The sequence below is a fragment of the Planococcus faecalis genome, from assembly GCF_002009235.1.
Classification (GTDB): domain Bacteria; phylum Bacillota; class Bacilli; order Bacillales_A; family Planococcaceae; genus Planococcus; species Planococcus kocurii.
On record NZ_CP019401.1, the window covers coordinates 282,368 to 304,502 of the forward strand.

Sequence of the window (22,135 nt, forward strand, 5' to 3'; positions counted from 1 at the left end):
ATAATTCCTTAATAATTGATATTTATTATCAATTAGAAACAAATATTCTCATTTGATTTGATTAATTCGATAGGCTATGTTATATTGTCTACATTATAATAATTATAAATAAGAGCCTAGGAGGAATAAACATGTTATCAGAAAAACTGACGAACGCATTGAACGATCAATTTAATAACGAATTACAGGCCGCACATGCTTATACTGCGATGGCCGCATATTTTTCGAAAAAAGGCTTTCATGGATTTGCAAACTTCTATCTTATCCAATCAAAAGAAGAGCATTACCATGCAATGAAATTTTATCATTATTTAGTGACGATGGATGAAAAACCGGTTCTACAAGCTTTGACTGAACCCAAAAATCATTTTGTCAGCGCGTTGGACGTTCTTGAAAACTCATTGTCTCAAGAAAAAAGCGTAACGAGCAATATTTACGCATTGGTAACATTAGCTGGTGAACTAGAAGAGCATGCGACACTGTCTTTCCTTGATTGGTTTGTTGAAGAACAAATGGAGGAAGAAAAATCGTTCCGCGACATCATTGCGAGAGTAAAAGCCATCGAAGAAGGTGGAGAATACTTCCTAAAAATGGACGATGAGTTTGCACAACGTAAGCTAGAAGCATAATAGTAACGAAGCAGCACACAGAACAAGGTGTGCTGTTTTTTCTGTCTGAAAGGAAGTGATGATTCATGACGATAACTTATAAGCCGGCAATTCATTTCAATCACGTTGATTTTTCATTTACAAAAACTCCTGTGTTAAAAGGGATTACCGGCTCTTTTCCAGAAGGGAAAATTACGACGCTGGTCGGTCCATCGGGGGCAGGAAAGACAACGCTTTTAAAATTGTGTAACGGCTTATTGTCGACTCAATCGGGAGAAGTTTATATAAAAGACCGGCCGATTGAAAGCTATGAGCCCGTCAAACTGCGTCGCTTAGTCGGAATAGCGCTTCAAAGTGCACCGATGATAACCGGCAGTGTCTATGAGAATTTAAGCTTGCCGCTAGAATTACAAGGCAACTCTTTATCTAAAGAGGAAGCAATTGAATTATTGCATGACGTTGGACTAGAAGAAGAGTTGATGGACAGGAAAGTGAAAGACTTGTCCGGTGGTCAACGCCAAAAGGTTTCAATTGCGAGAACACTCGTCAACAAACCGACAGTTTTACTGCTTGACGAAATCACTTCTTCTTTAGATCGGACGTCCTTACGGGAAATTGAAGAACTGATCGTCAAAATTAACCGGAAATACGGCACGACCATCATCTGGATTACGCATAATCTTCAACAAGCGCTTGAAATTGGGGATTATACGTGGGTAATGATGGATGGTGAAGTCGTGGAAACAGGAGAAAGTGATTTACTCAATGATCCTGTCAATGACAGAGTTCGGCAGTTTGTTAAGGGGGAGGCAGAATGAGTTACTTAACTTTATCCATTACCCTCATTTTTGTAGCGATTCCTCTCTTATTGTCCAAGACCTTAAACCTCGGCTTAGAAAAAGATACAATTATCGCAACTTTACGTTCGATTGTGCAGTTGTTAGCAGTCGGTTACGTCTTGAAATTCGTTTTTGATTCGGAAAGCCTCATCTATATTTTCTTAATGGTTGGCTTAATGATTGTAGCAGCTACGCATAATGCCCAGAAAAAAGGATCGGCGATTCGAGGCATTACGATAAAAGTAGCCGTCACCTTACTATCTGTAGAAGTATTGACGCAAAGTATTTTACTCGGCTTTGCCATTACTCCGGCTACGGCCCAATACATTATTCCCATTAGCGGAATGGTTATCGGAAATTCCATGGTGTTGTCGATTTTGTTCCTGAATCGTTTTACAGCAGAAGTCGAGTCAAATCAAGACCAAACAGAGCTAATTTTGTCTCTTGGTGGAACGCCGAAACAGGCAATCCATAGACAATTGATCACAGCCATAAAGGCTAGCATGATTCCGACAATTGAAAGCCAGAAAACGGTAGGACTCGTTCAGCTACCAGGAATGATGAGTGGACAAATTATTGCAGGGGCAGATCCAATTCAAGCCGTTCAATTCCAATTGCTCATCATGTTCTTATTGCTGACAACCGCTGCTGTAACGAGTGTTATGCTTGGTTTCTTGTCGTATCCGACGCTTTTTAACCAACGCATGCAGTTAATAAAAAAATGATTTTGATTCATAAGAAAAGGCACATTCGATTACCGAATGTGCCTTTTCTTATGAAGGGTAAAACGTATCGAGTTCAAAAGATCCAGAACCAGGCAATCCTTCGATAAGGCTTGAACCGAAAAGACCCGCTGGAGTGTAATAGCCGCCTTCAATTTTTTCGATTAGCAAGCGGCGTACAATTTCCAGTGAACTGTAGATTGTTAAATCATAGACGTTGGCCGTTTGAATTCGTGCAACTTTTTTAACGCCTTCACGATTGATCGCTTCTCCCCAAATGTAAGCAGGAGAACTGGCGCGATTTTTGCGATCAGGACCTGTCACTTTTTGCTCTACTAGCTTTTGCAGTTTTTGCTTCACCCAGTCTGTCGCGAGTAGCTGTCCTGTTGAACCTACTAGACGGGCGCTATAGATTTGTGACTTGGGCAGTGGAATCCAAGTAGAGATGTTCGGAATGCCTGTTGTGTAGAAAGCAGTCGAGACATCGCCCCAAGGAATACCCATAGCGGAGCAGGAACCTCGACCAAAATCGATGGTCCGCTGTTGTTTGCCGAGCGGGACGGTTTCCAAGATACCTTCTTTTCTATGCATGCTACCAGAACCCAAGCCTTGAATCATGGTTTTAAATGTTCCCGGTGAAACGCCAGAATCTGAATCAAAGCCGAGTGCTAGGTTAACTGCATCCGGTAACTCTTCTTTTAATTTTAAGGCAATGCAGTCTGTTGGCACGACGTCAAAGCCGACACCTGAACATAAAATGATGGCTCTTTCGACAGCTTGAGTGTGTAAGAAATGAGTATGTTCAAAGACAGAAACCTCGCCTGTAATGTCTAAGTAATGTGTTTTTGCAGATAGACAAGCTTGAATCATCGGTTCACTCGTTAGTTGAAACGGACCGGCACAGTGAAGAACCAAATCAATTTCTTCTAGTTGCTCTGCTGCGTGTTCATCTAATGGAAAAGCTTGAAAATTTAATGATAGTTCTTCTGCTAAGGCCTGAATTTTTTTGGCACTACGTCCTCCAAGTACAGGAGACATACCTCTCCTTACCGCTTCTCTAGCAATCAACTCACCTGTGTAGCCATTTGCCCCATAAATCATCCATTTTTTCATTTCATCGGCTCCTTACTTTTAGCTCCTCTATAGGTATTCTGGAAAACCTAAAGAAATCCTTTGTTCAGTTGTACTAATCGCATTAATAGAGGGCAACAAACTGTTTGCAAAATGAATTTGTATGTTAAGGACGAAGCATAAAAGCTGAAAAGAATAAGTGATATATTTACATTTTTTAGAAATAATTATTGACTATAAAAATGAGGGGTGCTTTAATTATTTATGTATTCAGAAAAAATAAAAAGGAGTGAGAGATTTGACGAAGGAAATTGCAGAAAATGAAACCCATAGTAAAAAAAACGACGAAGAGTACGTGCATGCTAGACAGTCTGGTAGCATGCCTGATTTCGAAAAGATAGAAAATTCATCAAGTTTCAGGGAATTAATGAGCAGAAAAAAGCGCTTTTTAATTCCGACAACAATTCTGTTTTTAGGACTTTATCTTTTGTTTAATATTGTTATTTCGTATACAACTTGGTTGAACGCAACTTTTATTGGAGATATCACATGGGTATGGGTTTTTGCTTTCGGATTGTTTGCAATGACGTGGATTCTTGTAACTGTTTACATGAGACGTGCGGCGAAGTTCGATGAAATGGCTAAAGCCACGTTGAAGGAATTTGACTATGACGAGGAGGAACCTAAATGAATGTTACGGTTATAGCCATTTTCGTTTTTATTGTTGGGATTACGCTTGTTATTACTTATTTTGCAGCGAAACGAACGAATTCTGCTAGTGATTTCTACACAGCAGGAGGCGGATTAACTGGTTGGCAAAATGGACTAGCTATTGCTGGGGACTATTTGTCAGCAGCCTCTTTTCTAGGAATTGCGGGAGCCATCGCTTTGTTTGGTTTTGATGGGTTCTTGTTTTCTATCGGTTATTTGGTAGCGTATTTGGTCGTTCTTTTCATCGTGGCTGAACCGCTCCGTAATTTAGGGAAATATACGCTTGCTGACATGATTAACGCACGCTTTAATGCGAAAAAAGTTCGCGGAGCAGCAGCGTTAAGTTCCATTACCATCGTTATTTTCTACATGATTGCCCAATTGGTTGGGGCAGGGGCATTGATTCAATTGCTGTTTGGCATTGATTACATATGGGCTGTTCTGCTTGTTGGCATTATGATGACCATTTATGTATTGTTCGGTGGGATGACAGCCACAAGTTGGGTGCAGATTATCAAGGCGGTGCTGTTGATGATTGGTACGGTTATCTTGTCTTTCCTCGTACTGAAGAATTTCAACTTCAATATTTTAGAAATGTTTACGCAAATGAAGACGGCAACGCCGCACGGAGAAGCTTATTTAAGTCCTGGCGTAAAATACAAAATTCCACTAGATACCATTTCATTAATGCTAGCTTTGGTCTTGGGAACTGCAGGACTGCCGCACATTCTGATGCGTTTCTTTACTGTTAAAGACGCCAAAACGGCAAGAAGCTCAGTGATGTGGGCTACATGGATTGTTGGGATTTTCTATGTCATGACCATCTTCCTTGGTTTTGGGGCAGCTGCTTTTGTCGGATCTGATTTGATTACTGCGACAAACCCAGCCGGAAATATGGCAGCACCGCTTCTTGCCCAAGCGCTAGGTGGCGACGTATTGATGTCGTTCATTTCAGCAGTGGCATTCGCAACGATTCTTGCAGTAGTAGCAGGACTAGTTTTGACAGGTGCATCAGCGTTTGCTCATGATATTTATGGTCAAATTATCAAAAAAGGCCAAGCAACCGAACATCAGCAAATGTTGGCTGCTCGTTATGCGTCTCTTGGCGTATCAGCGTTTTCTATCCTGCTAGCGATTTTCGCCCAAAGTTTGAACGTTGCATTCCTAGTATCGCTAGCATTTTGTATTGCAGCTAGCGCTAATCTACCGGTTATCATTTACACGATTTTCTGGAAACGCTTTAATACAACCGGTGCGGTATCAGCGATTTTAACGGGCTTAATTTCGGCTTTGGTGCTCGTATCACTCAGCCCGAGCGTAATGAGTCCTGAAGCGGGAGCAGCAATTTTTGTCGGTGATCCGATCTTCCCATTAACCAATCCTGCTTTGTTCTCTGTGCCGCTTGGATTTATCGGCGGTTGGGTCGGAACGATGCTATCAAAAGAACGCGATCTCAAGAAATACTCCGAGGTCAATGTCCGTGCAAATACCGGCGGCTTTAGACAATTATAAAAAAAGGGAAATCGATGCCTTAACGGGTATCGATTTTTTGTGAATAATAAAGGATTTAGAAAGACTGCGACGAATTAGGACAGTAAGAAAAAAATCGGAAGTTAAGGGAGTGACATAAATGGCGAAGTTACATTTAATTCCTTACCGCGTAGAAGAAATAACTGAAAGACCCCCGCAAATTCCAGAAGGAGTGCGCATGATTGAAGCTCCAGAAGTTTGGGAAGCGGCAGAAAAAGGACAGGGAACAATCATTGCCATTTTAGATACAGGTTGTCAAAAGGATCATCCTGACTTGCAAGACCGAATCATTGGTGGAAAGAATTTTACACCAGATTTTAATGGAGATGCATCGAATTTTGATGATAATAATGGTCATGGCACACATGTAGCCGGAACAGTCGCAGCTTCCTATAGAAAAGAAGGGGGAATAGCGGGAGTGGCACCATCTGCTCAGTTGCTGATAATCAAAGTGTTGGCGGGTGAAGGTGGCGGAGAATATCAAGGAATTATCGACGGCATTCAATTTGCGATTGATTGGAGAGGGCCAAACGGAGAGACAGTAACAGTCATTTCGATGTCGCTCGGTGGTCCAGAAGATGTAGTTGAACTTCATGACGTAATCAAGCGTTCTGTAGGTGCAGGAATACCCGTTGTCTGTGCGGCAGGCAATGAAGGAGATGACGCATACGATACGAACGAATTTGCTTATCCAGGAGCATACGGAGAAGTAATTCAAGTAGGAGCAGTGAATTTTCAGCGCAAGATTGCGAATTTCAGTAATACGAATGATGAAATTGATTTGGTAGCTCCAGGTGTCGATATCTATTCAACCTTCCCAGGAGGAAAATACGCCAGTTTGTCAGGCACTTCAATGGCGACACCGCATGTCTCTGGCGCTTTAGCCTTAATTAAAAATATTGCAGAAAAAGAATTTGCCCGTGAACTGACAGAAGCTGAATTATACGCTCAACTAGTTCGGCGCACGATGCCGCTTGGCTATCCAAAAACGGCAGAAGGAAATGGCTTGTTGTCATTGGATATTTTGAATAAAATCGAGCAATTGTTTAAAGTGATGAACAAATCGTATCGTGCAAATGAAAAAACAGATCCAAGAAAGTTATAATGAGCAAAGCCATCCTAGTCAAGACGCGCGGATGGCTTTTTTATGCTAAAAATTAAATGAGCGCGTTAAAAGAAGAGGTTCACGAACGTATCTCTTAAAAACTTAATAAACAGAATAAATAAATATTAATTTGATAATTCGTTTTTAAATGATTATACTTTAAATATCTTCTTTTTGTCTGTGAATTGACTAGATTAAGTTCCGTTATGCAGAAGAAAGACGCTAAAAACAGTCGAGGAGGAAAAAGAGTGAAGAAAAAAACGCATCGATCCATTTATCTTTTACTGATGTTGGTTTTACTGCTTACGGCTTGTTCTGGACAGACGGAAACCACAAGTTCCGAAAATGATGGAAAAGAAATGACAGAAGAAGATAAGCAAGGTGGCACATTGATTTATGGTCGCGGAGCTGACTCTGTCGGATTGGATCCAATCAATGTAACAGATGGTGAGTCCATCCGAGTCACTCACAATGTTTTCGAAACGTTGTTGGAATACGATCAAAATTTAGAATTGCAGCCGAAATTAGCAACTGAGTATAGTTCGAGTGAAGATGGGTTGACTTGGACATTCCAATTGCGTGAAGGCGTCAAATTCCACGATGGAACTGACTTTAATGCAGACGCTGTAGTCTTTAACTTTGAACGATGGATGGACCCTGAAAATCCTTACCACCAAGGAGATTTCGCTTATTATCCATTCCTCTACGGCGGATTTAAAGGAGACGAAAACCACTTAATCGAGTCTGTCAAAGCAACAAAGGAGCATGAACTCGAAATCAAATTGACACGCAAAACTGCGCCATTCCTTAGTTATTTAGCTATTTCGATGTTCGGGATTGCAAGTCCAGCTGCTATTGAGCAGTATGGTGACAAATTGTACGAGCATCCGGTAGGCACTGGACCGTTCCAGTTTGAAGAGTGGAGCCGTAACAGTACCATTACCTTAGCGAAAAATCCGGAGTACTGGATGGATGGAAAACCTTATTTGGATAAACTTATCTATCAAGTAATCCCTGAAAATGCAGCACGATTGAACGCTCTGCAAACGGGAGAAATTGATGTCTTAGATGGAATGAACGCGGGTGATACGAATATTGTAGAAGAAACAGAAGGGCTAGAGCTGCAGAAGCGTCCAAGCTTCAATATCGGCTACATGGCCTTCAATATGGAAAAAGAACCATTTGATGATCCATTAGTCCGAAAAGCAATCAATATGGCAATCAATAAAGAAGAAATTGTAGATGCATTCTATAATGGGTTAGCGGACACTGCAACGAGTCCATTGCCTCCTTCACTATGGAGTCATGATGATACGTTGAAAAAATACGATTACAATGTCGAAGAAGCGAAAAAGCTATTAGCTGAAGCAGGATTCGCAGATGGTTTTAAAACGGAATTGTACACAATGAGCAATCCGCGTCCTTATTTGCCGGAACCAATGAAAATTGCTGAAGCAATCCAGTCAGATTTGGCTGAGATTGGAATTACAGCTGAAATCGTCTCGATGGAATGGGCAACTTATTTAGAAGATACCAAAAATGGCAAGCATAGTATGGCTATGTACGGTTGGACGGGTGTCATGGCAGATCCTGATAATTTCTTGTACCCCAACTTAAGTAAAACCAATGCACAAGTGCCGGCACAGAATATTGCCTTCTATAAGAGCGATGAATTTACTGGATTAATTACAGAAGCTCGTGAAACCATTGATCAAGACAAGCGGACTGAGCTTTATAAAGAAGCGCAAGCAGTGTTCCAAGAAGACGCACCGTGGGTAATGCTCGCTTATACGACTCCACCGCTCGCACAAAGCGACTATGTCGAAGATTATAAACCACATCCGATGAGTAATGATTTAATGACGGATGTCTATTTATCAAATCAATAATGGGAGTGGATGATCTTTGTACGAATTGCTGAAAAATCTATGTGAATTAGTAGGACCAAGTGGTTTTGAACAAGATGTTCAGCGCTTTATCAAGGAGGAAATACAGCACAAAGTAGATAGGTTGCAAGTCGATGCGCTAGGTAACTTAATTGCGACAATAAAAGCAACAGATGCTCAGTTGCCATCTATTCTATTGGCAGCACATGCAGATGAAATTGGTTTTATCGTCAAAAAAATTGAAGCGAATGGGACCTTGCGTTTTGAACAACTCGGTGGATTCGATAACCGTGTGCTGTTAGCGCAGTCTGTAACGATTAAAGGTGCGAATGGGTATATTGAAGGGGTAATTGGCACTTTATCTGTCCATTATGTGAAATGGGACAACCCGAACCGGATTACTTCTCATCGTGATTTGTACATCGACGTCGGTGCATCTACGGCCGAAGAAGTTCTTGAAATGGGCATTAAAGTTGGCCAGCCAATTAGCTATGGCAGCGGCTTGAAGTTAGTTGGAGATAAAAAACGCAATCGCGTAGTTGGCAAAGCACTTGATGACCGCGCAGGATGTGCTGTATTGATCGAACTAATCAACAAGATTCAAGCGAACAAAAAAGACAAGCACGGAGACATTTACTGTGTCTTTACGGTCCAAGAAGAAGTGGGGTTAAGGGGGGCTTCTGTATTATCACCGAATCTCAAACCGGATTTTGCGTTAGCAATCGATACGACACCGACTAGTGATACGTACGATGTTTTAATGACAGGAACGCGACTGCTCGGGAGTGGTCCTTGTATTAAAATCGCTGACAAGTCATTGATATCACATCCGCTGGTTACATCACTTTTAGAAAAAGTCGCAGTAGAACAGAGCATTCCGCATCAACATGAAATTTTTATGGGTATTGGCACGGATGCCGGAGCTATTCATATGACGTCGACCGGAGTTTCGTCAGGCGTAGTATCTATTCCTTCGCGCTATACGCACACACCTATTGAAATTGTTGATTTGGATGATTTAGAGAATACAGTTCGATTAGTAGAAGCGTTCATTTTTGCTTCAAAGAGACTAGTCGGAAAGGATTTTTTAGACACGTGAATAAAAAAGCCAAGCGCCTATTATCAGGCGCTTGGCTTTTTGCATGAGTAGTTAAACGATAACTACTTGGTTTTTGCCTTTATCTTTTGCTCTATATAACGCATCGTCTACCCATTCAACCATGGAGTTAAGTGAGAAATCGTTAGTAAAACTTTTACCGCCTATTGATACGGTGACGTTGATTTGGCAATTCTGTCCTTGGATTTTTAGTTGCTGAATTTCTTGGTTTAGTCTGTTCGCTATCATTTCTAATTCTACTTTGTTGGTGTTTGGTAACAGTATCGCAAACTCATCTCCACCTATACGTGCTGTAGTATCAGAGAGTCTTACGGAATTTGTAATCTGAAGCGCCAACTTTTTTAAAACTTTGTCACCGACGGGATGACCGTGCGTGTCATTAATGCCTTTGAAATCGTCCATATCAATGTACAACAAAGATATCGGCGTCTTGTTTTGAAGAGCCAGATTTACTTCTTTTGTGAGTTGCTCTTGGAAATAACGTCGATTAAAAAGTGCAGTCAGTGAATCCTTCTCTGCATATTCTTTCAATTGGAGTTCAAGAAGTTTTTGTTTTGTAATGTCTACATGACGAATGACTATCCCTTCAATCGCAATTTCATTTGCTTGAAGAGGGGTAGCTTGCATCGAAAACCATCTTTTTGTTGAAGAAGAATGACAAGGATATTCAAAATTGAAGCAATCTGCGTTTCCTTTTAAGATCGCCTGCAACCCTTGAAATACAGCAGGTTCTTCTGTGCAATGCTGTAGATAATTTATGCCAATACCACAGTTCGATAAAGTACCGCCGTTTGTTACGGCAAATCGATTCCATTCTTTGTTTGTAAAGCAGATGGTCCCATTCAAATCGATCAAACAGATTTGATCCTTTAAAGAATTCAGGATAGAATCATTTATTTTTGGGTCAATTGACAGAAAAGTATTAACTTGCGTTTCCAATACAATCAGCATCTTTCTATATAAGCGATAAGTTTGTGTGATATTCCCTACACATTATTCCCTTTTTTTCTGATTCAAAACACCTATATATTTTGTTAAGAAATCTTTTGGTAGCAAAGGCTTATCGTGAAAGTAGCCTTGGTGAATAGGGCATCCATTCGCTTGTAAGAATAGAGATTCTTCTTGTGTTTCTACGCCTTCTGCTAGTAATGTACAGCCAACCCCTTTTACAAATTGAATAAGAGATTTGAGAACAGCTTCGGATTTTTCATCCTGACCAATCTTGCTAACAAACGATTTATCTAGTTTAATTTTATCGATTGGATAGTCCATTAAATACGATAGCATCGAAAAGCCAGTACCGAAATCGTCTAAAGCAATTGATATACCTTTTGACTGACAAGTTATCAAGTTAGCCAGAGTGATTTCCGAATAGGTCAATTCTACACTTTCGGTAATTTCAATTTCAATTTGTTCAGAGGATATCTGATTTTGCTCCATAAGTAGAAACAACTCTTTAAAGAATGTTTTACTTGAAAGTAAGGATGCTGTCACATTAATAGCAGTTTTAGGGAAAATATCACCCTGATTTTTTGTGCAATTAATAAAAGAAAAGACATCCTTCAGCAGACAGTTTGTTAAATTTGAAATAGTACCTGTTTCTTCTGCAATCGTAATGAATTCAATCGGGGAAATAGGTCCGAGTGTTGGGTGATTCCATCTTGACAGTACTTCAACACCGACAAGTTCACCGGTATCACAATTAATTTGAGGTTGAATGACAAAGTAGAAGCCAAGTTCTTTTACATTTCCTGACAAGCTCTTTTCAATTACTAGTCGTCGGTTCAAATCAACTCTCATACTTGGCTGGAAAAAGCAGCAAGAAGAACCGTTTTGCTTTTTAGCAGCACGCATAGCAGTCTCTGAGAAAGAAATTAGATTTTCAACACTATAGTTACCTTGTAAATAAGAATAGACACCAATACTCGCGTTCACCGTAATTGAGCGGAGATCTTCTAGAACGATAGGATGGGTAAAGAGTTCTCTAACCTTTTCTGCAAAGTGTATAATGTTTTCGTCTCCTCGATGCAAGTGAAGAAAGACTAGTTCGTCACCGTCGAGGCGTCCAACTAAATCTTTCTGATCAAGTAGTTTCTCCAAATTTTTCGCTATGCTTTTGATGATTTCGTCACCTGTTCGATGGTTATAAAGTGTATTGATGTATTTGAAGTTATCTAAGTTGATATAAAAGAGAGAAAAAGCTTTCTTTTCATATAGAATTTTTTCTAGTTCCTCCTCAAACTTTGTACGAGTCGGCCAACTAGTTAAATAATCGGTATAGGGAATCTTTTGGCGTTCGGCTTCTATGTTATAGTCACTATTATTTTTTTGGAAATATACAGCCAATCCACCATCTTTAACTGGGGATGCTTTGACATTGAACCAATTATTTAACGGAGCATAGAAATCTTTAAACTGAACAGTAACTCGTTTTTCCATAGCATGATTACATTTTGAATAAAATTCAGTTCCTACAGCTGCAGGAAAGCAATTCCAAAGGGTACGGCCAAGCATGTCTTCTTTTTTGCATTGAAAAACCTTTTCTGACTCTGAATTTAAAAAGTAAAACTTCATTTGATCGTCTAGAAGAAAAAAGGCATCCGTCATATTTTCAAGAATAACTTCTGTGTCTAAAGAAGGGGGTGCGGGTTTATTCGTTACCAATTGTTTATGCAAAATAATTCCCTTTGAATTATTAGTGAATAAAAACTGTTGATAATGCACAGATAAATAATCTATTTTTTCCTGTGTATAAAATAAGGATAACTGAAATTTTTCTTCTTCGACTCCAGTTAAGACATCTTTTAAACATTGGAGTTCGTTAAATTTATTCGATTTTTCTAAGCTATTAAAGTAGTTTTCTCCAACTTCCCAAAGAGCATTTTCCGTTTGATGCTTCTGACAATACTTTTTCCAATTTTGACTGGAATGGACAATGATGCCATCACTACTAAGGATAATGATGAAGTCTCCTAGTATTTCGGTTGATTTGTATAGTTGTAACTCTGTATTTTGCATACGTAATCATACCCACCAATCTCAAATTTACTTTCATATGTTAAAAACATTGCTAAAGACTTTCAAATAACGTAAATACAGCTAAGGGAATGGATAGTTGTAATCATTAAAATAGGTGCAATTCTTTTGTCACTATTGAAAGAGACTTACATCTATCTAATTGCAGTTTTCAAAGAAATTTAATAATTATAGTATAGGTAGAGTGAATACATATACTTATTGTATTCGGTATTAGTAACTAATTATATGAGTCTTATACCTAATTTGAAATAGGTATTTTTTTGCGATATATGATTTCCTTATGAATATTGAAATCGAATAATCCCGATTTAAAGCAAAAGAAGATTTTTTTATTTTTTTTGCATGTAAAAAAGGTCAAAAGAACTGTTTTAAGCTTGTTCAGTGGATTAATTATAGATTGATTAGGGGTGTATCAACAATTTCAGTGTTCAAAGATAATCGACACATATGTCAGTAGTCGCTAATGTGTAAGATACCCTTCACTTCAAGAAGTCCAAATCGATACTCTATCTGATGTCTTTTTTGAGGTGGCTTATGTATAAGGTTGAAACTCTCATTTCAGGAGACAAACTAAATTTCTCACAATATATTACTGAAGATACGGTAAGTGAAGAGTTTGCAAAAGAAAAGAAACCAAAAAACATTACCCAGAAATGAAATCAACTCTCCATCTATGTTATAAAGGAATATGAGTATGGAATACGATTGTGGTATAAAGATAGTGCTTTACCACAAAAAAGAAGGGATGATTTTTTGTTAGATGTTAAGAATTTTGATTGGGAAGCGCTTCTTTTTGGCGCAGGAGTAATTGCAGCTCAAATTATTGGGATTTTAGTTGCTTTTGTTTTAGTAAGAGCGATTGGGAAAAAACTAATAGATCGTTTCTTCGATAAGCTGTTAGTAAAAGGGGACGTTACAAAAGGTCGTGCGTTAACGCTTCAGAGCTTATCTGAAAATATTTTCTCTTACATTTTAATTTTTATATTGGTGACTACCGTATTCAATATATTCGGTTTGTCTGTTGCAAGTCTCATTGCGGGCGCGGGGATTATTGGACTGGCGATAGGTTTCGGAGCGCAGGGACTTGTTAGTGACGTGGTTACAGGGTTCTTTTTATTGCTCGAAAAACAACTGGATGTTAATGATTACGTAACGGTTGGGAGTATCGATGGCATTGTGGAAGCAGTCGGATTAAGAACAACAAAGATCCGCAGTTTTGATGGCACCTTGAACTATATTCCGAACCGGGACATTATGACAGTCAGCAATCATTCGCGTGGTAATATGCGAGCGTTAGTCGATATTGGTATCTCCTACGATGAAAACATTGACGAAGCGATGGCAGTCATACAAGCAGCTTGCACGCATGTGGCAACCGAAGACGTAGGAATCGTTGAAGGACCTGATGTTATTGGGGTACAGGCATTTGGTGCGTCGGACGTGACTTTACGCGTTATTGCAAAAGCAAAAAACGGCGAGCAGTGGGCGGTAGAGCGCCATTTGCGTAAAGCTATTAAAGAGGCGTTGGATACAAACGGTATTGAAATTCCATTTCCTCATCAAGTAAATATCCAAAAAAATGGTGGGTCTTTAGAAAGTTAACTGCAGTATAAGTTGGACAATAGAACCCCCGCTTCGGTCGCTTTGGGCACAGCTCCGGCAAGAAGCCATCCCGTGGACGCGCCGGCGCTAAGTAACTTGTTGAGTAAGAAGGTAGTGTCTATTTTTTCGTTGTGAACGAGAAGATATGGCGCAAATCCTTAGCAACTGGAAATCACTAGTTCAACCGATATAAACAGAAATAAAAAAAGCGATAAAAACATTTTTGAGGTAGTGAAAAAGGCAGCCAAAATGGCTGCCTTTTTACGTCCGATTACTTATTTACTAATAGTGTTTAGTATCAGAGAAGGAAGTTGAAGAATGAGTAACGTCGCTTCTTTTGGTTATATTGCGGTTTTCCAATGCAACGAGTAGCTTCATCGCTCCGTTGCTCCACTGGTTAACTTCCGCAATATTGTCTCGATTATGGTCTACGCGTGATGCAATATTTCCTGTAATTGCCCGAACTGAAGCATTTAAGTCGATAACTGAGTTCACGGTACCTTTTCCGGCATCAATCAAAGCAGTGATTTTTTCGGATTTCATTTGCATATCTTCTTTCAGCTCGTTGGCATTGTGTGACAGACTTGTTGTTTCGAGTTGAAGTTTGCCCATTCGATCTGTTAAATTGTTGGCGGAACCTTTCATCTTTTTCAGCGGTTCTTTCATGCCTACTATCAGCATAACCACACCAATAATTGCGATGATCAGTGCCACGACAAAGATTGCGAGTGCTATGTAAAGCCACAGTGCATAGTCCATCTTTTTTCCTCCTCTATTCCATTCATGTCTTGAGTATGTTATACCCGTTAAACTTCAGTGATTAACATCCTATTATAGAAGAAAAGAATTTTCATTTCTAGAGCGCATTTGAAACCTTTCCCATAATATAAATGAGTATGGTAGAATTTCATCATATGTCTATAATATTATCTGGCATTTTTCTAGGGAGATGCGAGAAAGAGCAGGTGCGGAAATGATTGTTGGAATAGATGCAGGCGGTACGTTAATCAAAGTGGCGTATACCAACAAAGGGGAAATCCATTTTGAAAAACACCCAATTGCTGAAATTGAGCAAGTTGCCGACTGGGTAAACGGCCTTGGTGACAGTGAAGTTTGTGTAACAGGTGGAAGGTCGGGCGTACTGGTTTCTTTGCTCAACCAACCAGCACAGGAAATGGTCGAGTTTGAAGCTACTCATCTAGGTGTACAAGTTCTTCTCAAAGAGATGGGTCGTTTAGAAGATGCTTATTTGGTGACGAATGTTGGAACCGGCACTTCTATCCACTGCATTCAAGATAATGTCCATGAACGTTTGGGCGGCACGGGTGTTGGTGGAGGAACGTTGATTGGCTTGAGCCATTTGTTGACCGGTGTTACCCGCTACGACGAAATTGTTTCTCTAGCCAGACAAGGTTCCCGTGAACGAATCGATTTGAAAGTTAAGCATATCTATGAAGGCAAAGAGCCTCCTATCTCAGGAGAGCTGACAGCTAGTAACTTTGGACAAAACTTGTTTGCCATTTCAAAAGATTTGACGAAAGAAGAGCTATTAGCGACGGTTATTGGTTTAGTTGGTGAAACAGTCAGCACAGTGAGTGTACAAGCGGCTCGACAATGTAGAAGCTCGACCATCGTTTATATCGGCTCTTCTTTTATCGACAATCCGTTACTGAAAGAAGTAGTGACAAGCTATACGATTTTGCGCGGCTCTGTTCCTGTATTTCTCAATAATGGGGAATTTTCAGGAGCGATGGGAGCGATGTCTTCGTTAGCTAAAAAAAGGGGTTAGTTACCTGTTAAAAAGACGTCTATGCAGCCATCAAGATGGGTGCATAGACGTCTTTAGTTTGGCAATGTTACATTCAACATAGTCAACAGCTTATGATACCTCGACAGACTTTAATTTCATTAGCATTAAACCGCTCCAGGCAAAGATGACGGATGCTACATAAAAAATACTGGCAATCGTTAGAAAATCAACGAGATAACCCGTAGCAATAATAGCAACAGCTGCAGCGACAGAAGTCCAGACGTGATAGTGGCCGATTTGCGTGCCAGCCATTTCTTTTGTAACATAGCGTGCTAAGACCGTTTTTTCAGAGTTTTTCTGGACAGCACCCAGCATCCCCATGAGAACTTGTAGAATATACACGTGCCAAACTTCAGAAGCTAGTGGGAAAAATAGCAAAAGAATCGCCATTCCCCAAGAATAAACAAAAAGTAACGTTTTATCGCCAACTTGGTCAGCGTATTTCCCAATCAGCGGATAACAAAGAGCAGCCGTCAACGCGAACAAGCCATATGCCCAGCCAAACTGAGCATAGCTGTCGCCAACATTGCGAATCAGTAAAATGTAGAAAGGGAAAATCATACTGGACGCCATGCCGATTGTGCCTTGATAATAAATAAAACGTTTATAGTTCATGGCCGATACTCCTCATAAAAGAGATTCATAAAGCGGTGATCCGGATCAAATTGGTCTTTCAACTCAAAGAATTCCTTGGTTCTCGGATAAGCTTCTTGCATTTGAGATTTTGTTGGGTAGCCGAAATAAGGTAAATAATAACTACCGTCGTGTGCGAGTGTCACATCAATCATATCCTGAACGACCTTTTCTGTTTCTTTTACACTTTTTGCATCGGTTCCTTGGTTAATGAGCAGTACCAGTGAAAACATGTCTTCTTTTGCATAAGATAAAACGGCATCCTCATTTTTCTCCACATAACGGATCGTGACGTTTACTAAATTAAAGTCAGGACTGTTTTCAAGAACTGCTTTTAATGCCGGAATATAGTTTTCAAATTGATCTACAGGAACAAAATACTCCTGTAAAATTTCGATTCTTCGGCTATTGTCGTACTCCATGAACTCAGAATCGGATCGCATAACATTGTTTCGCGATACGAGATTGCCATCGATTTGTTGTGTATAGGTTTTTTGTGCATTCCAAAAGCTGTCTTTTCCAGCATCATTAATACGTGACAGCCCTAAGAAAAACTTCGGTACTGCTACTAGGTTTTCGGTTTTCAGCTTTTGGTATTGAGCAAGCTTTTGTTGATCTTGAGCTGACTTGTACGTAATGGTGTACATGTCTTCCATAAAAGATTCTGGAGCAATTGAAATTCGAGCTAGGTGCATTTTGGCATCGGGATCGTTGTGTACGTGTTGCTTGAAATAAGATGGGTAATCGCGATAGGACATGCTTGCCGTATCGGTTTTATACAACTCATCATCAGTCAGCTGTAGGGTGACGTCTAGAATAATACCAAACAAACCATAGCCACCAAGAACCGCATAAAACAACTCGCTATTTTCAGTAGGGCTTAGTTTGATAATATCCCCGTTAGCATCTATTAGACGCATTGAAGAAACCGTATCAGTCAATCCACCATTCCGAATGTCCAAGCCATGTGCATTCACGCTCAGTGAACCACCAACAGTGAAGATGTTTTGCGATTGACTTACCTTTAGTGAAAAGCCATAAGGATTGATGGCTTCTTGAATGTCTGCCCACGTTGCTCCACTTTGCACAGTCACCGTTTTTGCTGCTTTATCAACGTTGACTATTTGGTTGTACGGCTTCATATCCATCATGATACCGTTCGGATAAACTGTCTGTCCGCCTTGGCTATGTTGCATGCCTGCGATTGAGAGAACCTCTTCAGTTTTCTTTGCTTCTCGAACAATTTTCTGAAGCTCATCGTCAGTCGTACCTGACCGGACTGTTTTGATCTCGACAGGTAAAAGTCGTTGATGTAGTTCAGTTGCAGGGCCGTTTAGTTGTGTGGCATATAAATAAATAGACAAGCCGAAAACAGATAGGTAGATAAGGATTATCCATGCAGCTTTCATAATGCCTTCACCCTTTTTTTTAGACTCTCCGCACTTTCTCTATAAGACCGTTATTAATTGAAATAGTTCCACTAATTAGTAAATAGTAGTAGGAATTTTAATTTTATTGATCGTGTCCGAGTTGTTGCAAATAAAAAGAGATGTTGCAGGCTGCAGCATCTCTTTTGTATCGGGTTAAATAAGTAGCTAACTTACCATTATTCATAAAAAATATACTTTTCAATATTAAAAAAGTGAACTATCCCAATAATGGGAGGAGCTTTAGAAAACAAGCTTAACGATGCTATTCACTAATAATTGTCAGTTTTTCACGGATATCAGTGCGTTGTTGTTTTGCCGGAATATGAGCAGGGTACCCAATCATCATAGTAGCAATAATTTTTTCGCCTGGTTTTACACCAAGGGCTTCACGGAATACAGGGTTGTAGATCCAGTCGTTAGAACGCCAAATCATACCAATGCCGCGTTGCCATGCAGCCAGTTGGAAATTTTGAAGCATCGATGAAACTGCACCGTAGTCTTCGTCCCATCTTCGTTGCCTTGGATCTTCAGGCATAACGACAACCAAATGAAGTGGAATACTCCGGAAGTAGTCGGCTTTGTTTAGCGCTTTTGGTGGAATTTCACCTTCAGGCGTTCGCATAGCTTCCATAAAAGCTTCAACGAATTTTTCTTTCCCAGCAGCTGTATACAATTGAAAGCGCCACGGCTCATTAACTTTATGATTAGGCGCCCATTTGGCGACATTCAGTAGTTCGATAATTTCTTCCACGTTGATCGCATCATCCTTAAATTTCTTGATGGAGCGTCTTTCTATGATATTCTGATCAATAGCGTTCATCATTAAACGTCTCTCCCTTTCGCAAAAAATGCGGTTATCTATTCTTTATCCTAACACGCAGAGAGATTAAAAGTGTATCAAAAAAGACATGAACAATTAGGCTGACAACTGAAAGTGTTGGTAGAATATAAGTATAGGCAAGGAGTGGATTGAGTTGAAAAAAATTGTTGTAGTCGGCGGGGGAATTACGGGTCTTTCCGCAATGTATTATTTACAAAAACTAAACCTGAAAGAACATCTCGATATGGAGTTAGTACTGATTGAAGAAAAGGAACACTTAGGCGGGAAGATCAAAACGGTGAAAGACTCGGAATTTGTAATGGAAGTCGGGGCAGATTCTATCGTTGCACGTCATGCCAGTGTTCTGCCACTAATAGAAGAGTTAGGCTTGGAAAAACGGATGGTTTACAACGGCACTGGAATTTCGTATTTATATGCCAATAATGTCCTGCATGCTATTCCGAAAGATACTGTTTTTGGTATTCCGATGAGTAAAGAGGCTTTGTTTAGTTCGACGCTTGTTTCTGACGACGGCAAAAAGAGAGCGTTAGAAGATTTAGATAGTATGAACGAAAGCTTTACGCGGGATAGCTCAATTGGGGATTTTCTCCAAGCTTTCTTAGGAAAAGAATTGGTTGAAAATCAGATTGCGCCTGTGTTATCGGGAGTCTATTCTGGAAACCTTCACGAATTGACCTTGGCATCGACATTGCCTTATTTGGTTGATTACAAAAATAAGTATGGCAGTATTATAAAAGGATTCGAAGCCAATAAAGAATTTTTCCAAGGTGCGGTCAATAAAAAATTTATCTCATTTGATGGCGGTATGCAGGTGTTAATCGACGAATTGGAAAATAAGTTACAACATGCCCGTATAATTAAGGGAGTTGGAACCAAAGCCGTCAAAAAAGAAGCGGCACACTACCGAATAGAGCTTGAAGACGGCGAGACAATAGAAGCAAATTATGTAATTTTAGCAACGCCTCATCAAGTAGCGCAGCAACTTTTAGAAATAGCGGAGCTGGACACGGAATTTGATGAGTTTTTGAATTCGTCCTTGATAAGTGTCTATCTTGGATTTGATATTCCAGATGATCGACTGCCTGAAGATGGGACGGGATTCATTGTGTCGCAGGAAAGTGATTTGCATTGCAATGCTTGTACGTGGACGAGTCGGAAGTGGCGTCATACGTCCACAAACCATAAATTACTCGTGCGCCTATTTTACAAGAGTTCACACCCATCTTACGGTAGGTTAAAGAGTTTAACAAAAGAAGAATTGACAGCGGTAGCGATGGAAGATGTCCGCAAAAGCTTAGGAATTGAAGATGTACCTTTGGCTGTCGAAGTGACTGGTTGGAAAAACTTAATGCCAAATTATCACATGGGCCATAAAACAGCTCTTAGTGCGTTAGAATTGAAAATGGAAGAATTGGTACCGGGTATTAAATTAGCAGGTTCCTCTTATTTTGGTGTCGGAATCGGAGCGTGTATTCAAAATGGCTCCGATCTGGCAGAAATTATCGCTAATAATTTAGCCGATCAAATTGAAGAGTAGAAAAAAGGCCAGCAATGGTCTTTTTTTAGGTTTAAAACAATAAAAAGCCGTTTATCCACATTTTGGATAAACGGCTAATTGAGAAAATAGAAATGATATTATCAAGTACTTATTTTATTTCTGTAAGATCTGGAACCGCAAGACCAAGACCTTCAGCAACGCGTGTACCAAATTCAGCATCTGCTTTATACAAATGGCTGATTTGACGAAGTTTAATGTCTTCTTTGTCAACAGCATTTAAGCCGCCAACGAAAGTTGCAACAAGACGTTGTTGTTCTTCAGCACTTTGCAAGCGGTAAAGATCGCCTGGCTGTGTGTAATAATCCTCTTTGTAATAAGGCACCGAATCAGTTACGCCAGATACTTCAAGTGGAGCTGGTTTAGCAGCTGCAGTTTCAGTAGGACCCCCATAACTATTCGGCTCGTAGTAGACAGAACCACCACCGTTGTTGCCAAAGTTCATTTGGCCGTCGCGTTGGTAATTATTCACTTGGTTTTTCGCTGCATTAATTGGCAGCATTTGGTGATTAGCACCTACACGGTAGCGATGTGCATCGTGGTATGCGAACAAACGGCCTTGCAGCATTTTGTCTGGAGATACGTCGATACCCGGAACCAAAGTGCCTGGAGAGAAAGTAGCTTGCTCAACTTCAGCAAAATAATTTTCGGGGTTGCGGTTAAGTACCATGCGGCCAACTTCCATTAGTGGATAGTCTTTATGAGACCATGTTTTAGTCACATCGAATGGATCAAAGCGGTATGTGTTGGCATCTTCTAAAGGCATAACTTGTACATACATTTTCCAAGCAGGGAAGTCGCCTTCTTCAATTGAATTGAAAAGGTCTTCTGTATGGAAATCAGGATTTTCGCCAGCGATTTTGTCAGCAACTTCTTGTGTGATGTTTTGAATGCCTTGTTCAGTTAACATATGGTACTTGACCCAAACCGACTCACCTTCAGCGTTGGTCCATTTGAATGTATGGCTCCCAAAACCGTGCATATGACGAAGTGTAGCGGGAATTCCGCGGTCACCCATCAAATAAGTTACTTGGTGCAATGATTCTGGTGACAATGACCAAAAGTCCCACACTGCGTTAGGGTTTTTCAAGTGAGTACGTGGATCGCGCTTTTGTGTGTGGATAAAGTCCGGAAATTTAATCGCGTCTTGGATAAAGAAGATTGGCGTATTATTACCGACTAAATCATAGTTTCCTTCTTCTGTGTAGAACTTTAAAGAAAAGCCACGTGGGTCGCGAACTGTATCCGCTGAGCCTAGTTCACCAGCAACAGTTGAAAAGCGTGCAAACATCTCTGTTTTCTTACCAACTTCCGATAAAAAAGCCGCTTTCGTATATGTTGAAACGTCTTGAGTTACTTCGAAATAACCGTGTGCGCCTGTTCCTTTTGCATGAACTACACGCTCAGGAATACGTTCTCTGTTGAAATGTGCAAGCTTTTCAAGAAGATGAACGTCCTGCAAAAGAATGGGACCGCGTTGTCCGGCGGTTTGAGAATTTTGGTTGTCTCCTACTGGAGCCCCCCAGCTAGTTGTTAAACCTGTTTTGTTCGTAGTCATAAATCGAACACCCCATTTTCTATTTTAATATAAACACTATACCTCTAATCATATCACCCTTTAAATTAAAATCAATAC

The 22,135-nt window shown here is 40.1% G+C and carries 19 protein-coding genes; 11 read left to right on the top strand and 8 right to left on the bottom strand.

The annotated features are described in order from the left end of the window. Window positions 1-131 precede the first annotated feature (131 nt). From AJGP001_RS01525 to AJGP001_RS01535, 3 genes are all read left to right on the top strand, one after another. Window positions 132-629, top strand: coding sequence for a ferritin (locus AJGP001_RS01525; RefSeq protein ID WP_058386591.1), 498 nt, complete (start codon window positions 132-134; stop codon window positions 627-629). 65 nt (window positions 630-694) lie between these two features. Next, window positions 695-1,426: an ABC transporter ATP-binding protein gene (locus tag AJGP001_RS01530; protein WP_078080074.1), complete on the top strand. Its 732-nt coding sequence runs from the start codon at window positions 695-697 to the stop codon at window positions 1,424-1,426. Beyond that, window positions 1,423-2,172, top strand: a complete 750-nt coding sequence (locus AJGP001_RS01535) for an ABC transporter permease (protein WP_058386589.1) — start codon at window positions 1,423-1,425, stop codon at window positions 2,170-2,172. The genes AJGP001_RS01530 and AJGP001_RS01535 overlap by 4 nt, the downstream gene beginning before the upstream one ends. Window positions 2,173-2,220: 48 nt before the next feature. Here AJGP001_RS01535 and AJGP001_RS01540 read toward each other — a convergent pair whose 3' ends face one another. Further along, the gene (locus AJGP001_RS01540; protein WP_071153403.1) at window positions 2,221-3,282 is read right to left on the bottom strand and encodes a saccharopine dehydrogenase family protein; all 1,062 of its coding nucleotides are present in this window, start codon (window positions 3,280-3,282) and stop codon (window positions 2,221-2,223) included. 247 nt (window positions 3,283-3,529) lie between these two features. Between AJGP001_RS01540 and AJGP001_RS01545 the strand changes: the two genes are divergently transcribed. The 5 genes from AJGP001_RS01545 (at window position 3,530) to AJGP001_RS01565 (ending at window position 9,571) form a co-directional block, all read left to right on the top strand. After that, window positions 3,530-3,931, top strand: coding sequence for a DUF485 domain-containing protein (locus tag AJGP001_RS01545; protein ID WP_425439666.1), 402 nt, complete (start codon window positions 3,530-3,532; stop codon window positions 3,929-3,931). Beyond that, window positions 3,928-5,463: a solute symporter family protein gene (locus AJGP001_RS01550; protein ID WP_058386587.1), complete on the top strand. Its 1,536-nt coding sequence runs from the start codon at window positions 3,928-3,930 to the stop codon at window positions 5,461-5,463. Before AJGP001_RS01545 ends, AJGP001_RS01550 begins: the two co-directional genes overlap by 4 nt. A gap of 118 nt (window positions 5,464-5,581) precedes the next feature. Further along, the gene (locus tag AJGP001_RS01555) at window positions 5,582-6,586 is read left to right on the top strand and encodes a S8 family peptidase (RefSeq protein WP_071153404.1); all 1,005 of its coding nucleotides are present in this window, start codon (window positions 5,582-5,584) and stop codon (window positions 6,584-6,586) included. 287 nt (window positions 6,587-6,873) lie between these two features. After that, complete coding sequence (locus AJGP001_RS01560; RefSeq protein ID WP_481861820.1) at window positions 6,874-8,475, top strand: ABC transporter substrate-binding protein; 1,602 nt, start codon at window positions 6,874-6,876, stop codon at window positions 8,473-8,475. A 16-nt stretch (window positions 8,476-8,491) separates the two neighbouring features. Then, on the top strand, window positions 8,492-9,571 hold the full coding sequence (locus tag AJGP001_RS01565; RefSeq protein WP_078080076.1) for a M42 family metallopeptidase: 1,080 nt from the start codon (window positions 8,492-8,494) through the stop codon (window positions 9,569-9,571). Between the two features lie 51 nt (window positions 9,572-9,622). Here AJGP001_RS01565 and AJGP001_RS01570 read toward each other — a convergent pair whose 3' ends face one another. Next, window positions 9,623-10,444 carry a sensor domain-containing diguanylate cyclase gene (locus tag AJGP001_RS01570; RefSeq protein WP_245830227.1) on the bottom strand — a complete coding sequence of 274 codons (822 nt, stop codon included), beginning with the start codon at window positions 10,442-10,444 and terminating at the stop codon, window positions 9,623-9,625. Between the two features lie 138 nt (window positions 10,445-10,582). Next, window positions 10,583-12,607: a sensor domain-containing phosphodiesterase gene (locus AJGP001_RS01575; RefSeq protein WP_078080077.1), complete on the bottom strand. Its 2,025-nt coding sequence runs from the start codon at window positions 12,605-12,607 to the stop codon at window positions 10,583-10,585. Between the two features lie 774 nt (window positions 12,608-13,381). Between AJGP001_RS01575 and AJGP001_RS01580 the strand changes: the two genes are divergently transcribed. Then, window positions 13,382-14,230: a mechanosensitive ion channel family protein gene (locus AJGP001_RS01580; protein ID WP_071153407.1), complete on the top strand. Its 849-nt coding sequence runs from the start codon at window positions 13,382-13,384 to the stop codon at window positions 14,228-14,230. Window positions 14,231-14,512: 282 nt separating this feature from the next. Here AJGP001_RS01580 and AJGP001_RS01585 read toward each other — a convergent pair whose 3' ends face one another. Beyond that, window positions 14,513-14,989, bottom strand: coding sequence for a DUF948 domain-containing protein (locus tag AJGP001_RS01585; protein WP_071153408.1), 477 nt, complete (start codon window positions 14,987-14,989; stop codon window positions 14,513-14,515). Between the two features lie 214 nt (window positions 14,990-15,203). Between AJGP001_RS01585 and coaW the strand changes: the two genes are divergently transcribed. Beyond that, complete coding sequence (gene coaW / locus AJGP001_RS01590) at window positions 15,204-16,019, top strand: type II pantothenate kinase (RefSeq protein ID WP_071153409.1); 816 nt, start codon at window positions 15,204-15,206, stop codon at window positions 16,017-16,019. A gap of 90 nt (window positions 16,020-16,109) precedes the next feature. Here coaW and AJGP001_RS01595 read toward each other — a convergent pair whose 3' ends face one another. From AJGP001_RS01595 to AJGP001_RS01605, 3 genes are all read right to left on the bottom strand, one after another. Next, window positions 16,110-16,655: an MFS transporter gene (locus AJGP001_RS01595; RefSeq protein WP_058386579.1), complete on the bottom strand. Its 546-nt coding sequence runs from the start codon at window positions 16,653-16,655 to the stop codon at window positions 16,110-16,112. Beyond that, the gene (locus tag AJGP001_RS01600; protein WP_071153410.1) at window positions 16,652-18,082 is read right to left on the bottom strand and encodes an FAD-binding oxidoreductase; all 1,431 of its coding nucleotides are present in this window, start codon (window positions 18,080-18,082) and stop codon (window positions 16,652-16,654) included. Before AJGP001_RS01600 ends, AJGP001_RS01595 begins: the two co-directional genes overlap by 4 nt. Before the next feature lie 283 nt (window positions 18,083-18,365). Then, window positions 18,366-18,923: a nitroreductase family protein gene (locus tag AJGP001_RS01605; RefSeq protein WP_078080807.1), complete on the bottom strand. Its 558-nt coding sequence runs from the start codon at window positions 18,921-18,923 to the stop codon at window positions 18,366-18,368. A 154-nt stretch (window positions 18,924-19,077) separates the two neighbouring features. Here AJGP001_RS01605 and AJGP001_RS01610 point away from each other — a divergent pair, with 154 nt between their 5' ends. After that, the gene (locus AJGP001_RS01610; RefSeq protein ID WP_071153411.1) at window positions 19,078-20,481 is read left to right on the top strand and encodes a protoporphyrinogen oxidase; all 1,404 of its coding nucleotides are present in this window, start codon (window positions 19,078-19,080) and stop codon (window positions 20,479-20,481) included. A 109-nt stretch (window positions 20,482-20,590) separates the two neighbouring features. Here AJGP001_RS01610 and katA read toward each other — a convergent pair whose 3' ends face one another. Then, window positions 20,591-22,057 carry a catalase KatA gene (gene katA, locus AJGP001_RS01615; RefSeq protein WP_078080078.1) on the bottom strand — a complete coding sequence of 489 codons (1,467 nt, stop codon included), beginning with the start codon at window positions 22,055-22,057 and terminating at the stop codon, window positions 20,591-20,593. Between the last annotated feature and the right edge of the window lie 78 nt (window positions 22,058-22,135).

Coding starts and splice junctions, on each gene's coding strand:
- AJGP001_RS01525 (WP_058386591.1), top strand. CDS start 132: ATGTTATCAGAAAAACTGACGAACGCATTGAACGATCAATTTAATAAC.
- AJGP001_RS01530 (WP_078080074.1), top strand. CDS start 695: ATGACGATAACTTATAAGCCGGCAATTCATTTCAATCACGTTGATTTT.
- AJGP001_RS01535 (WP_058386589.1), top strand. CDS start 1,423: ATGAGTTACTTAACTTTATCCATTACCCTCATTTTTGTAGCGATTCCT.
- AJGP001_RS01540 (WP_071153403.1), bottom strand. CDS start 3,282: ATGAAAAAATGGATGATTTATGGGGCAAATGGCTACACAGGTGAGTTG.
- AJGP001_RS01550 (WP_058386587.1), top strand. CDS start 3,928: ATGAATGTTACGGTTATAGCCATTTTCGTTTTTATTGTTGGGATTACG.
- AJGP001_RS01555 (WP_071153404.1), top strand. CDS start 5,582: ATGGCGAAGTTACATTTAATTCCTTACCGCGTAGAAGAAATAACTGAA.
- AJGP001_RS01560 (WP_481861820.1), top strand. CDS start 6,874: ATGTTGGTTTTACTGCTTACGGCTTGTTCTGGACAGACGGAAACCACA.
- AJGP001_RS01575 (WP_078080077.1), bottom strand. CDS start 12,607: ATGCAAAATACAGAGTTACAACTATACAAATCAACCGAAATACTAGGA.
- AJGP001_RS01585 (WP_071153408.1), bottom strand. CDS start 14,989: ATGGACTATGCACTGTGGCTTTACATAGCACTCGCAATCTTTGTCGTG.
- coaW (WP_071153409.1), top strand. CDS start 15,204: ATGATTGTTGGAATAGATGCAGGCGGTACGTTAATCAAAGTGGCGTAT.
- AJGP001_RS01595 (WP_058386579.1), bottom strand. CDS start 16,655: ATGAACTATAAACGTTTTATTTATTATCAAGGCACAATCGGCATGGCG.
- AJGP001_RS01600 (WP_071153410.1), bottom strand. CDS start 18,082: ATGAAAGCTGCATGGATAATCCTTATCTACCTATCTGTTTTCGGCTTG.
- AJGP001_RS01605 (WP_078080807.1), bottom strand. CDS start 18,923: ATGAACGCTATTGATCAGAATATCATAGAAAGACGCTCCATCAAGAAA.
- katA (WP_078080078.1), bottom strand. CDS start 22,057: ATGACTACGAACAAAACAGGTTTAACAACTAGCTGGGGGGCTCCAGTA.